Annotated in this window: 10 protein-coding genes; 3 read left to right on the top strand and 7 right to left on the bottom strand. The window is 70.4% G+C overall.

Features of this window, described 5'->3' with window-relative positions; genetic code table 11:
• Positions 1–9: 9 nt before the first annotated feature.
• From U5O44_RS01585 to U5O44_RS01555, 7 genes are all read right to left on the bottom strand, one after another.
• On the bottom strand, positions 10–969 hold the full coding sequence (locus U5O44_RS01585) for an efflux RND transporter periplasmic adaptor subunit (RefSeq protein WP_322586711.1): 960 nt from the start codon (positions 967–969) through the stop codon (positions 10–12).
• Positions 930–2,906 carry a preprotein translocase subunit SecA gene (locus U5O44_RS01580; RefSeq protein WP_322586710.1) on the bottom strand — a complete coding sequence of 659 codons (1,977 nt, stop codon included), beginning with the start codon at positions 2,904–2,906 and terminating at the stop codon, positions 930–932. Before U5O44_RS01580 ends, U5O44_RS01585 begins: the two co-directional genes overlap by 40 nt.
• The gene (locus U5O44_RS01575; RefSeq protein WP_322586709.1) at positions 2,903–5,056 is read right to left on the bottom strand and encodes a biotin/lipoyl-binding protein; all 2,154 of its coding nucleotides are present in this window, start codon (positions 5,054–5,056) and stop codon (positions 2,903–2,905) included. Before U5O44_RS01575 ends, U5O44_RS01580 begins: the two co-directional genes overlap by 4 nt.
• A 14-nt stretch (positions 5,057–5,070) precedes the next feature.
• Positions 5,071–6,492, bottom strand: coding sequence for a GAF domain-containing protein (locus U5O44_RS01570; RefSeq protein WP_322586708.1), 1,422 nt, complete (start codon positions 6,490–6,492; stop codon positions 5,071–5,073).
• Between the two features lie 101 nt (positions 6,493–6,593).
• A complete protein-coding gene (locus U5O44_RS01565) occupies positions 6,594–7,760 on the bottom strand; it encodes an alpha-hydroxy acid oxidase (protein ID WP_322586707.1) in 1,167 nt (388 codons plus the stop codon).
• Between the two features lie 103 nt (positions 7,761–7,863).
• Complete coding sequence (locus U5O44_RS01560; protein ID WP_322586706.1) at positions 7,864–9,015, bottom strand: alpha-hydroxy acid oxidase; 1,152 nt, start codon at positions 9,013–9,015, stop codon at positions 7,864–7,866.
• A 78-nt stretch (positions 9,016–9,093) separates the two neighbouring features.
• Positions 9,094–10,032: a LysR substrate-binding domain-containing protein gene (locus tag U5O44_RS01555; protein ID WP_322586705.1), complete on the bottom strand. Its 939-nt coding sequence runs from the start codon at positions 10,030–10,032 to the stop codon at positions 9,094–9,096.
• Between the two features lie 199 nt (positions 10,033–10,231).
• Here U5O44_RS01555 and rpsL point away from each other — a divergent pair, with 199 nt between their 5' ends.
• From rpsL to fusA, 3 genes are all read left to right on the top strand, one after another.
• Entirely contained in the window at positions 10,232–10,615 is a 384-nt protein-coding gene (gene rpsL, locus U5O44_RS01550; RefSeq protein ID WP_322586704.1) for a 30S ribosomal protein S12, read from the top strand.
• Between the two features lie 191 nt (positions 10,616–10,806).
• Positions 10,807–11,277: a 30S ribosomal protein S7 gene (rpsG, locus tag U5O44_RS01545; protein WP_322586703.1), complete on the top strand. Its 471-nt coding sequence runs from the start codon at positions 10,807–10,809 to the stop codon at positions 11,275–11,277.
• A gap of 110 nt (positions 11,278–11,387) precedes the next feature.
• Entirely contained in the window at positions 11,388–13,490 is a 2,103-nt protein-coding gene (gene fusA, locus U5O44_RS01540) for an elongation factor G (protein ID WP_322586702.1), read from the top strand.
• Positions 13,491–13,520 lie beyond the last annotated feature (30 nt).

The following is a 13,520-nucleotide window of genomic DNA, read 5'->3' as shown; positions in this document are numbered from 1 at the left end:
CCTGCCTGCTCAGAGACTGCCGCGCGCCGGCAGCGAGGTGGCGGACAGCCCCGGCTCGTCGACCCTGCAGCGCGCGCCGGCCGGCAGGCGGTTGCCCGGATTGGGCAGCGACAGCCGCACGCGGAAGGTGTTGCTCGCCGCGTCGATGATCTTGTCGACATGGGTGACGCGGGCCGCCATCGGGCCGGCGCCGGGCAGCTCCGGCACCACGGACAGCATGTGGTTCACCGCCACGCTGCCCCAGCGGCTGGCCGGCATGACGATCTCGACCCGCAGCGGATCGAGCATCGCCAGCCGCAGCAGCGGCTTGTCCTCGACCCGCTCGCCGGCGTTGACGAAGCGCTCGACCACCACGCCGCGGAAGGGGCTGCGCACGGTGCGCTGGCCGAGCTGGGCCTGCACGACGCGCAGCTCCTGCTGGCTCACCTCCTGCTGTCCACGCGCCTGCTGCAGCTTCTGGTCGGCGACATCGCGTTCGGCACGGGCCTGCTCCACCGCCTGCGGCGAGACAAAACCTTCGCCCACCAGCTCGACCGCACGGGCATGGCGCTGGTGGGCCAGCATCAGGTTGGCCTTGGCGGCGTGGACATCGGCCTCAATGGCGCTGCGGGCCTGGGCCGCCTGCAGGCCCGCCTGCTCGACATCCGAACGCAGCACGACCAGCGGCTGGCCCGCCTGCACGGACGTGCCGTTGTCCACCGTAATCTCCGCCACCACGCCGACCACCGGCGAGCCGACATCGGCCACCCGCTCCGGGCTGATCAGGCAGCCCAGCGTGGACTTGGTCGAGCGCGGCGCAGCGGGCGCAGGCGCGGATGCCGCGGGCGACACGGGCAAGGTGCGCGCAGCCGACGGCGACTGCGCCCGAGCCGCGCCGGGTGGACCCAGCGAGGCCAGCGCGGCCAGCAGCGCGAGGAGGGCCGGCACGCTCAGGCGTGCAACTGTGTGGATTCGAGTGGTGTCTGCCATGTTCTGTCCTGCTCCAGCAGGCGGCGTCGCTGCCGCATGCCCTGTTCCTGGTGTTGGCCTTGCAAGCGCCGGGTCCACGCGCTCACGAGCGCAGCGGGCACGTGCAGCGCACCGTGTTCATCCGGTTGTCGGCGCCGCAACAGGCCGACTGAAGGCCCGGCGCTTTGCCAGATCGAGGCATCCAGCGCATGCCAGACCTCGGCGCTGCCCGGATCGCCCTGTCGCGCAGCCCGTCCGACGAGCTGCCGGTCCAGCCGCGCAGAGGGGTTGTCCTGGCAGCACAGCACATGCAGACCGCCGCGCGCGGCCACGTCGGCGCCCAGCTCGATGTCGGTGCCGCGCCCGGCCATGCGGGTCGCCACCGTCACCGTGCCCGCCTGCCCGGCCATGGCGACGGTGGCGGCCTCGTCGGCGTCGTGCTGCGCATCCAGAACCTGGTGGTCGATGCCGGCCGCCTGCAGCAGCCCCGACAGCGCCTGCGCCTCGGCAACGCTGTCCACGCCCACCAGCACCGGACGCCCTTCGGCCAGCAGCGCCTGCACACGCGCCGGCACGGCTTCGGCGCGCGCCCGGCCCGTGGCGAACACCCGCGGGGCGTGCAGCACCCGCTGCGACGGACAGCGCAGCGGCACCGCCACGGTGCGCCGACCATAGACCGCCCACAGTTCGGCCCGGCACTCCGCCAGCGTCCCGCTGATGCCCGACAGCCGCAGATAGCGCAGGAAGAAACGCTGGTAGCTGGTCTGCGCGCTGGTGCGGGTGGGCGGGGTCACGGGGCAGCCCTCCTTCAGCTCGACCAGGGTCTGCAGGCCGCGCGCCCAGACACGCCCCGGCGCAGCACGGCCCGTCACGGCATCCAGCAGCTCCACCCGGGCCTCGCGCACCAGGTAATGGCGGTCGCGCACCAGCCCGTGCAGCGCCACCAGGGCCGCGCCGACCAGATCCTGCCGGTGCCGACGGTTCAGCCAGGCACCCCCCAGCCCTTCGGCCATCGCCTCCAGGTGCTCGGCGCCAGCGTCGGTCCAGCCCACCGACAGGCGCTCGGCGTCCAGCTGGACATGCTCGCCGGGAAGCAGGCGCCGGGCCAGCACCAGGGCCTGGAAGCAGGCGGCGCGGTGGCCGGGATCGTCCTGGGTTTCGGCCAGCACCAGCGGCATCGTCGCCTCGTCCACCAGCAGGCTGTCCGCCTCGTCGACGATGGCCATGCACAGGCCGCGCAGTAGCAGCGGCGGCGGCGCGTCGCCGGCCAGCCGGGCCGCACAGCGCTGCAGCGCACTGCCCTGTGCCGTGAGGTGGGCACGGTCGCGCAGGTGGTCGAAGGCGATCTCGCGGGCGGTGGCATAGGTCAGGTCACAGGCGTAGGCGGCGCGGCGCTCATCCGGCGCCGTGCCGCCGAGCACCACGCCCGTGCGCAGTCCGAGCGCGGCGTAGAGGTGGCCGAGCTGCGCGGCGTCGCGGGCGGCCAGGTAATCGTTGGCCGTCATCACATGCACCGGCACGCCCGCCAGCGCCGCGACCGCCGCCGCCAGCGCCGCGGCCAGCGTCTTGCCTTCTCCGGTGGCCATCTCGGCCAGCTGGTCGTCGAGCAGGGCCTCGGCACAGCGCAGCTGGCTGTCGTAGGGATTGCGGCCCAGCACACGCTGCGCCACCGCGGCCACACACCCCAGCGCGCGGACCCGGTGCGCACCGCCAAACCCGTCCCGCGCCAGCCGCCCGCGCAGGCGGCGCAGATGGGCGTGGAACTCCAGCTCGCTCAGGGCGGCCCAGCGCGCCTGCTGCGTGCGGACCGCCGCCAGGCGCGGCCCCGGATCCGGCCGCACCACGGCCACCCGCGGCCACCAGCCGGCCCAGGGCGCACGCGGCGTGTCCCGGCGCATCGGGTAGTCGCCGAGCAGCGGCCCCGGTCGGGGCAGGACGGTGGCAGTGGGCCGGTTCATGGCGCAGCGCCCAGGTGCTGGAGCAGCTGCTGCTGCAGCGCCCGCACGGCCTGCCAGGCCAGCGGTGTGCGTGGCCGCTCGAAGCGCACCCAGGCGCGGGCGCCGATGCGCTCGCCGATGGCGTGCTCCAGTTGCACATCGGCCTGCAGCACGGGCTGCGCCGGCCGCAGCCCCTGCGGGTCGGCGGGATCGGTCGCGATGCCGCCGCCGTGGCGCTCGCCCAGGGCGGCGCTTGGCAGCGGCGCCCCACCGCCCGACGGCGTGCCCAGCAGCGCCCCCCGCTGCGCCGGGCTGTGCGTGCCCAGCAGCCAGACCTCGACCGGCCCGCGGTGCGCGGTGACCAGGGCTGCATCGCCCTGCGCCACCACCACGCGCACCCGGCCCGGCGCATCCGTCTCGACGTGTCCGAGCAAGGCGCCTCGCGCCAGCCAGCGACCCGGCAGATCGGCCATGCCGGTGAGGTGGACCCGTCCGGCGACCTGCGCCCGCACCAAGAGGCCGGCCAGCTGGCCGTCGGTGCGGTCCAGTTCCGCCTGGGCGGCCTGCAGCGCATGGTCGACCGCGGCGAGCTGCGCCTTGTCCAGCCGCAAGGCCTGGAAACGCTCGGCCTGCAGCACCTCGATCCGCCCCGCCAGCCGCTCGCGCTCGGCCTGCAGCGCAGGCGACTCCAGGCGCAGCAGCGGCTGCCCGGACGGCACGGCCTGGCCATCGGCCACCAGCACCTCCGCCACGAAGCCGGCCGTCGGGTTGCGCACCAGCGCGTCCTCGGGCGGCCAGAGCACACCCTGCGCCAAGGCCGCATCCGGCATCGGCAGGGCCACCAGTGGCCCCCCCACCAGCAGCGCCAGCGCAGCCACCGACCACGCCACACGGCGCCGCTCGGCGGCCTCCAGCGCGCCGCCACCCAGCCAGCGCACGAAGGCCCGCAACGGCTGCCCGACCAGCGTCCAGCCCAGCACCAGCGCAGCAAGCACCGCCAGCAGCGGCTGGACCGACTCCAGCCACAGCAGCACGCCCAGCGCCACGCTCCAGCGCATCACCAGCGCAGCGGGCGCATAGCCCCACAGCCACGGCGCCTCCCCCGGCAAGGGCACGACCGGCGATTCACCCGGGACGCGCAGCACCCGGGTGCGCATTGCGTGCAGCCAATGCGCACTGCTGCGCGGCGCCAGGTTCGGCAGGTCGGCCAGGTCGCACAGCAGGTGGTAGCCATCGAAGCGCAGCAGTGGATTGGCATTGACCAGCAACGACGACAGCCCGCCGATGGCCACCACCACCAGCGCCAGATCGCGCAATGCCCCCGGCTGCACGGCCAGCGCCACCCCCAGCCCCAGCGCCACCAGCGTCAGCTCGACCACGATGCCGGCGGCCGCCACCGCCGCACGCTGCCAGCGGCTCGGCAGGGCGACCGCCGCACCCGCATCCACATACGGCACCGGTGTGCCCATCAGCAGCGTCACCCCCCACTGCGGCACCTGCGCGCCCCAGTGCCGGATCGCGAGTCCGTGGGCGGCCTCGTGCAGCACCTTCATCACCGGATAGACCAGCCAGGCCCAGGCCAGCCAGCGCGGCGTGCCCAGTCCCTCGCGGAGCTGCGCCGACAGCGCCTCCGCCTGCGGCCAGGCCGCGAACAGGACGGCCACCATCCCCGACAGCCACAGCAGCAGCGCCACCGGCGTGAACAGCCAGCGCAGGCGGCGCGCGAGCCGGGCGAGCCAGACATCCGGACACCCCAGCGGAAACCGCCAGGCCAGCAGCGACTGGCGCGGCCCGTCCGTGGCAAGGTGGTCGTGGACGGACGTGGCGGAGGGCGCCTCATCGAAGTCCGGCACCCGGTCGAAGCGCAGCAGTCCGCTCTGGTGCAGCCGTGCCAGCAGGCCGATCAGCTCGTCCTGGGTCGGGGTGTCGTCGCGCAGCTCGGCCAGCGTGATGTCCCACAGGCGCTGCAGGGTGTGCTGGCCATCGCAACGGCCGACCGTCGCCCAGGCACTGGCGTTCAGCCGCACGCTGCGGCTGCCGTCCGGGCGGGTCAGCACCTGCCAGACAGCGCCCCGCACGGCCATGCGCTGCACGGTGGCCTGCGGGTCCAGCAAGGGCCGCAGGCCCGCCATGCGGAACCAGCGGGCGCTCAGCAGCGGGGCGTCGTCCATGCCGTGCGGCGCCATCAGCCCCACCAGGCCCAGAAAGCCACCCGGGCGGATTCGACCAGCCGGCGTGTCCAGCGCCAGCCATTGGAGGCCCGCCCGGCATCAATCCGGGCATGGCCCTGCAGTCCGGGGCGCAGATCGGCGGGGCGCTCCAGCAGGGTCGCCTCGACCTCGAACACATTGCGCCCTTCGACCGCCCGCGCCACCGGGCTGATGCGCGTCACCTGCAGCGCCAGCGCCTGCCAGGGCAAGGCGGTCAGCACCACGGTGCCGGTCTGGCCGACGGTGACCCGGGCGATGTCACGTTCGTCGACCTCGACGATGACGCGGAAGCGGTCACCGGGCGCCAGCGTCATCAGCGCATCGCCCTGGCGCACCGGCGCGCCGAGCTGCTGGCTGAGATCGCCCTGGACCACCAGCCCATCGAATGGCGCGACCAGCCGGCCCCGCTGCAGACGCGCCTCGACGAGGTCGAGCTGTGCCTGTGCCTCGTCGGCGCGGCTCTGGTTCTGCACCAGCTGGGCACGGTCGGCACGGGCGTTGGCGGTGGCCCAGGCGTCCTGGTGCTGGGCGAGCTGGCTCTGCCAGCGCTGGCGCTCCAGCTGCAGATCCTGGTCCGCCAGCTCCACCAGCACCTGCCCGGCGCGCACGCTGTCCCCAGGCCGGGCGTGCACCTGCTGCACGAAGCCGTCCGCCGGCACCGACAGCACCCGCTGCACGGCGCCTTCGAGCCGTGCCTGTCCGCTCAGCTGCAGCGCGGCAGGCCAGGCCAGCACCACCACCGCCGCCGCCGCGGCAACGGCCAGCGACACCCGCTGCCAGGCAACGGACCGGGCCGCTGTCGCTGTGCGCAGTCGCTGGTACCAGGGCCGCTCGCGTTCGCGCAGCAGCGCCAGCGTCGGGGCGATGAAACAGGCCAGCGCCTCCAGCGTCGCCAGCGCCTGCGCATCGACGCACAGCCCGCCATGGCGTTCGCAGCACAGCGCCCCCAGCACCTCCTCGTGCCGCACCAGCGGCACGCCGGCCACCGCATCGCCCCGCGAAGACAGCAGCGCCCGGTGCGCCCGCGTGATGCGCGGTGCGCCGGCCTGGCCACGTGGCTCGGGCCAGACGACACTGGCCTGCTGGTCGATGGTCTCGCCCAGCGCGGCCAGCAGTTGTGCCTGCACCGGCGTGGCGACCCGCGGATCGGAGCCGTCGGAGACGGCCACCAGCCGCAGCACGCCGTGCTGCACCAGCGCCAGCGAGACCCGGTCGAACCCGAGCTGCTGTGCCAGCGTGCGCACCGCGACCCGGCAGGCTTCGTCGGCACCGGTGCATTCCAGCAGCAGGGCCTGCAGCACCAGTGCCGTGCGGCCGGCGGCGGCCACATCGGCGCCATCCCCCGGGTCGTGGGACACCGGGCGGGCAATGGCAGCAGGACGGCTCAGGGCGGACATGGTGGACGGACTCGCGGCAGGATGTCCGCGAGTCTGTCCGCGATGCCGCCGGAGTCAGCGGCGGAGAAAGCCGGATTTCGCTGTGCTGTTGGACGCGCGGTTCAGACCGGACAGGTCGCCGCGACCAGCACGCTGCGGTCCAGCGTGCCCACCCGCACATGGCCGCACAGCGCCATCGACAGCTCCAGATCCTCCGCCAGGATCTCCAGGCAGCGGGTCACCCCTGCCTGGCCCTGCGCCGCGAGACCGTAGAGGTAGGCCCGCCCGATCAGCGTGGCCTGCGCACCGAGGGCCAGCGCCTTGAGCACGTCCTGACCGCTGCGGATGCCGCTGTCCATCCAGACCTCGGTGCACGCCCCCGGCACGGCACGCACCGCCTCGACCATCTGCGGCAAGGCGTCGATGGTGGTGGGGGTGCCGTCCAGCTGCCGACCGCCATGGTTGGAGACGACGATGGCCGCCACGCCCATCTGCGCAGCGCGGCGGGCATCGGCCGGGTCCATCAGGCCCTTCAGGACCAGCGGCCCGTCCCACAGGCGGCGCACCCATTCGATGTCGTCCCAGCACAGGCTGGAGTCGACTTCGAGGTGTTTCCAGTCGGACATCCGGTGGATGTCGTCGGCGCCGGGGGCATGGCCGACGATGTTGCCGAACACGCGCCGCCGAGTCTTGAGCATGTCCAGGCACCAGCGCGGATGGCGCACGAAGTCCATCAGCACCCGCGGCCGGTACCACTGCGGCGCCGTGCTCAGGCCATTGCGCACGTCCTTGTAGCGCCGGCCCAGCACGGGCGCGTCTAGCGTCAGGATGAGCACCGAGCAGCGCGCCGCCTTGGCCCGCGCGATCAGGCTGGCCGAGAAGCCGCGGTCGCGCAGCAGGTAGAGCTGGAACCAGAAGGGTTTCGTGGTCGCCGCGGCCACATCCTCGATCGAGCAGATGCTCATCGTCGACAGCGCAAACGGCACGCCGAAGGCCTCGGCTGCGCGCGCGGCGTGGATCTCGCCGTCCGGGTGCATCATCCCCGCCAGTCCGGCCGGCCCGAGTGCCACCGGCATCGCCACCGGCTGGCCCAGCATGGTCGAACGCACATGGCGGCCGTCCAGGTTGACCGCCACGCGCTGGCAGAGCCGGATGTCGCGCAGACGGTCGGTGTTGGCGCGGTAGGTGGCCTCGGTCCAAGAGCCCGCGTCCACGTAGTCATAGAACATGCGCGGGATGCGGCGCTGCGCCTGGGCGCGCAGGTCTTCGATGGAGGTGGCAAACGGCACGGGTGGGGCTCACGCAGGAGGGCAGGATCGACTGCGGTCGATGCTACCGAGACGTTCAGCCCCTGTTCAGCCCCTGTCGGCTGCCCGCACCAGAAACCAATAGTTACCGAGGAATCGTACCGGGCACGAGGATGCTGCGGTCCACCTGGGTGAGCTGGGTGTGGCCGGTGAACGCCATCGTCACGTCGAGTTCCTTGTGCAGGATCTGCAGCGCCCGGGTGACACCCGCCTCGCCCATGGCGCCCAGGCCATAGACCATGGCACGGCCGATCATCGTGCCGCGCGCGCCCAGCGCCCAGGCCTTGAGCACGTCCTGGCCGCTGCGGATGCCGCCGTCCATCCAGACCTCGATGCGCGAGCCGACCGCCTCGACGATGGCGGGCAGCGCCTCGATGCTCGCCAGCGCGCCGTCGAGCTGCCGGCCGCCGTGGTTGCTGACCACGATCGCGTCGGCGCCGCTGTCGGCGGCCAGCAGCGCATCCTCGACATCCTGGATGCCCTTCAGGATCAGCTTGCCGCCCCAGCGCTCCTTGACCCAGGCCACGTCGGCCCAGGACAGGCGCGGATCGAACTGCTCGTTGGTCCACGCCGACAGCGAGCGCATGTCGCTGACGCCCTTGACGTGGCCGACGAGGTTGCGGAAGGTGTGGCGCCGGGTGCCGGCCATCCCCAAGCACCAGCGCGGCTTGGTCATCAGGTTGACGATGTTCTTCAGCGTCGGGCGCGGCGGGGCGGTCAGGCCGTTCTTGAGATCCTTGTGGCGCTGGCCGATCACCTGCAGGTCCAGCGTCAGCACCAGCGCACTGCATTTGGCGGCACGGGCGCGCTCGATCATGCGGGCCATCGCCTCGCGGTCGCGCATCATGTAAAGCTGGAACCAGAACGGCGCCGTGGTGTTCTGGGCGATGTCCTCGATCGAGCAGATGCTCATCGTGGACAGCGTGAAGGGGATGCCGAACTTCTCGGCGGCGCGCGCGGCGTGGATCTCGCCGTCAGCGTGCTGCATGCCGGTCAGGCCCACCGGCGCGATCGCCACCGGCATCTTCGCGTCGATGCCGACCATCTTCACCGCGGTGCTGCGGTTCTCCATGTTGACCGCCACGCGCTGGCGCAGCTTGATGCGCTGGAAGGCCTGCTCGTTGTCACGGTAGGTGCCCTCGGTCCAGGAGCCGGAGTCGGCGTAGTCGTAGAACATGCGCGGCACGCGCTTTTCCGCGAGCTGGCGCAGGTCTTCGATGCAGGTGATGACGGTCATGGCGGCGGGTCTCCTCGTTGTGGGTCGGGCACGACGGGAATCGTAGGCCAGCCCCGTGGCCCGTGCACGGAGGATTCGTCAGGCCGCGCGGGAAAGAAGTTCCTGCGTCGCCTCGTCGGCCAGTTCGGTGGCCACCGCCGCCAGCCAGTCGATGAAGCCGAAGGCGGGTTCGTGCGCGCTGTGCGCCACCGCGTAGTAGAGATGCGCCGGCCGGGCCGTGATGCGGAACAGCGGCACCAGCGCCCCGCTGCGCAGCCAGTGGCGCGCCAGGGACGGCCGTGCCAGCGCCACGCCCTGCCCACAGACGGCGGCCTCCAGCGTCAGGCCCAGATCGACGAGGCGCGGGCCTTGCGTCGGCTCATGCCAGTCCAGTCCTGCGGCGCGGAACCACGGGGTCCACGGCTCCAGCGGCGTGCGCAACAGCGGCGCCCGCGCCAGATCGGCCGGCACCGTGATCGGCGCCAGCCGTGCCAGCAGGCCGGGGGCGGCCAGAGGCACCAGCACATCGTCCATCAGCGGATCGACACCGGCGGCCGTGGCATCGCCATTGCGGATCTCCACGTCCGCGTCGGCCTGTCCGCCGTCGATGTACGGGATCGACAGCACGATCTCCAGCTCGACCTCAGGGTGGGCTGCGGTGTAGTCCGCCAGCGCCGGCACCAGAATCTGGCGCGCGAAGGTCGGCGGCGAACTCACCCGCAGGCGCTGCACCCGCTGCGCCTGGCGGCGGTGCAGCGGCACGGCCGCCAGCAGCCCGAGCGCCATGCGCACCTGCTCCAGGTATTCGCGGCCAGCGGCGGTCAGCGACAGGGCGCGCAGGCTGCGGCTGAACAGCGGGGTGCCCAGCAGGTCTTCGAGCGTGGCCACCCGCTTGGAGATGGCGCTGGCCGTGACCGCCAGCTCATCGGCCGCCCGCTCGCACGAGCCCAGCCGCGCCACCGCCTCGAACGCACGCAGACCCTCGATCGAAGGGAAACGGACGTCGGAAGGATCGGCGGGGGCGGCAGGAAACGGCATGCCCGGACTCTAGCGGAAGCCCCCCTGTCGCGCCGCTGTCGCACCCAATGCCACTGCGCATTGCCCCTGCTGCATGAAGGCGCGTACAATCGAAGGCTTTTCGGAAATTTCCGAGCGCTCGCCATTGGCAAATCGCCATGCGAAGTGGTCATCGGAACGACCGGGAACCATCGTAACTTCAAACGGGAACAAGTTACCCATGCCCACCATCAACCAGCTCGTGCGCCAAGGCCGTGAGGTCGAAGTCACGAAGTCCAAGTCGCCTGCGATGCAGAACTGCCCGCAGCGCCGCGGTGTCTGCACCCGCGTCTACACCACGACCCCGAAGAAGCCGAACTCGGCGCTGCGGAAGGTCGCCAAGGTGCGCCTGACCAACGGTTTCGAGGTCATCTCGTACATCGGCGGTGAAGGCCACAACCTCCAGGAACACTCGGTCGTGCTCGTGCGCGGCGGTCGTGTGAAGGATCTGCCGGGTGTGCGTTACCACATCGTGCGCGGCTCCCTCGACCTGCAAGGCGTCAAGGACCGCAAGCAATCGCGCTCCAAGTACGGCGCCAAGCGTCCGAAGAACGCCAAGAAGTAAGCTGCCCTGCAGCCCTTCTGCCCCTCAGTGGTCTGACGCACCGGTCCGGTCGTCAAATCGTCACCGTTCGGTCGCAAGCTGACCAGCTGACCGACGGAAGTAAGTGGATGTCCAGGCTGTGAGTGACATCCGAGGCCGCCAACACGCTCTGTGAGCACCGGCAGCCAACTGAAGCCTCGAAAGGAATTGAAATGCCACGTCGCCGCGAAGTACCCAAGCGCGAGATCCTGCCTGATCCGAAGTTCGGATCCGTTGACCTGTCCAAGTTCATGAACGTCGTCATGGAATCGGGCAAGAAGGCCGTCGCCGAACGCATCATCTACGGTGCGCTGGAGCAGGTGGAGAAGAAGGCCGGCAAGGAGCCGCTCGAAGTCTTCATGACCGCGCTGAACAACGTCAAGCCGATGGTCGAAGTCAAGTCCCGCCGTGTCGGCGGTGCGAACTACCAAGTTCCCGTGGAAGTTCGCCCTGTCCGCCGGATGGCCCTGGCCATGCGTTGGCTGAAGGAATCTGCCCGCAAGCGCAGCGAGAAGTCGATGGCACAGCGTCTGTGCAACGAACTGCTCGAAGCCAGCGAAGGCCGCGGCGGCGCGATGAAGAAGCGCGACGAAGTGCACCGCATGGCAGAAGCCAACAAGGCGTTCTCGCACTTCCGTTTCTGATTCAGCATCAGAAACCAAGACTGATCCGGTCCATCCGACCTTGAACCCCCTGACTGCCCTCTTCGGTCCGATCGACCGTCTGGGGCAGTCTTTGCATTTGGAGTGACACCATGGCTCGCCAGACCCCCATCGAGCGGTACCGCAACATCGGTATCTCGGCCCACATCGACGCCGGCAAAACCACCACCACCGAGCGGATCCTGTTCTATACGGGCGTGAACCACAAGATCGGTGAAGTCCACGATGGCGCGGCCACGATGGACTGGATGGAGCAGGAACAGGAACGCGGCATCACCATCACGTCGGCTGCCACGACCTGCTTCTGGAAGGGCATGGACCGCTCCCTGCCGGAACACCGCATCAACATCATCGACACCCCCGGGCACGTCGACTTCACGATCGAAGTCGAGCGTTCGATGCGCGTGCTCGACGGTGCCTGCATGGTGTACTGCGCGGTCGGTGGCGTGCAGCCGCAGTCCGAGACCGTCTGGCGCCAGGCCAACAAGTACAAGGTGCCGCGTCTGGCGTTCGTCAACAAGATGGACCGCACGGGTGCGAACTTCTTCAAGGTCGTCGACCAGATGAAGACACGCCTGAAGGCCAACCCGGTGCCGATCGTCATCCCCATCGGCGCCGAAGACGGCTTCAAGGGTGTGGTCGACCTGCTCAAGATGAAGGCCATCCTGTGGGATGAAGCCTCGCAGGGCATGAAGTTCGACTACGCGGAAATCCCGGCCGAGCTGGTGTCCGTCGCCAACGAATGGCGCGAGAAAATGGTCGAGGCCGCCGCCGAGGCGACCGAAGACCTGATGAACAAGTACCTCGAAACGGGCGAGCTGACCGAAGACGAGATCAAGCTGGCCATCCGCACGCGCACCATCGCCTGCGAGATCCAGCCGATGCTGTGCGGCAGCGCGTTCAAGAACAAGGGCGTGCAGCGCATGCTGGACGCGCTCATCGACTTCATGCCCTCGCCGGTGGACATCCCCCCGGTCGAAGGCACCGACGAAGACGACGAGCCGACCACCCGCCGCGCCGACGACAGCGAGAAGTTCGCCGCGCTGGCCTTCAAGCTGATGACCGACCCGTTCGTCGGCCAGCTGACCTTCGTGCGTGTGTACTCGGGCGTGCTGCAGTCCGGCGCTTCCGTCTTCAACCCGATCAAGGGCAAGAAGGAACGCATCGGCCGCATCCTGCAGATGCACGCCAACCAGCGCGAGGAAATCAAGGAAATTCTGGCCGGTGACATCGCCGCCTGCGTGGGCCTGAAGTTCGTGACCACGGGCGAAACCCTGTGCGATCCGGACGCGATCATCACGCTGGAAAAGATGGTGTTCCCGGAGCCGGTGATTTCGCAGGCCGTCGAGCCGAAGACCAAGGTTGACCAGGAAAAGATGGGCATCGCGCTGGGCCGTCTGGCCGCAGAAGATCCGTCGTTCCGCGTCCGCACCGACGAGGAATCGGGCCAGACCATCATCTCCGGCATGGGCGAGCTGCACCTGGAAATCATCGTCGACCGCATGAAGCGCGAATTCGGCGTGGAAGCCAACGTCGGCAAGCCGCAGGTCGCCTACCGCGAAACGATCCGCGACAAGGTCACCGAAGTCGAAGGCAAGTTCGTGCGCCAGTCGGGCGGCAAGGGCCAGTACGGCCACGTCGTGCTGACCATCGAGCCGCAGGAGCCGGGCAAGGGTTTCGAGTTCGTGGACGCGATCAAGGGCGGCGTGGTGCCGCGCGAGTTCATCCCCGCGGTGGAAAAGGGCCTGATCGACACGCTGCCGAACGGCGTGCTGGCCGGCTTCCCGATGGTGGACGTGAAGGTCACGCTGACCTTCGGTTCGTACCACGACGTGGACTCGAACGAAAACGCCTTCAAGATGGCCGCCTCGATGGGCTTCAAGGACGGCTGCCGCAAGGCCAAGCCGGTGATCCTGGAGCCGATGATGGCCGTGGAAGTCGAGACGCCGGAAGACTACGCCGGCACGGTGATGGGCGACCTGTCCAGCCGCCGCGGCATGGTCCAGGGCATGGACGACATCCCCGGTGGCGGCAAGGTCATCAAGGCTGAAGTGCCGCTGTCGGAAATGTTCGGCTACTCGACCTCGCTGCGCTCGGCGACGCAAGGTCGTGCGACGTACACGATGGAGTTCAAGCACTACAGCGAAGCGCCGCGCAACGTGGCCGAGCAGATCATCACCGCTCGCTCCAAGTAAGCGCGAGGCGGCGTACAATGCCGCCCGCTG

Source organism: Sphaerotilus sp. (assembly GCF_034519685.1).
Classification (GTDB): domain Bacteria; phylum Pseudomonadota; class Gammaproteobacteria; order Burkholderiales; family Burkholderiaceae_C; genus Sphaerotilus.
The sequence above is the reverse complement of the archived record's forward strand: the minus strand, read 5'-3'. Positions and strand labels throughout refer to the sequence as shown.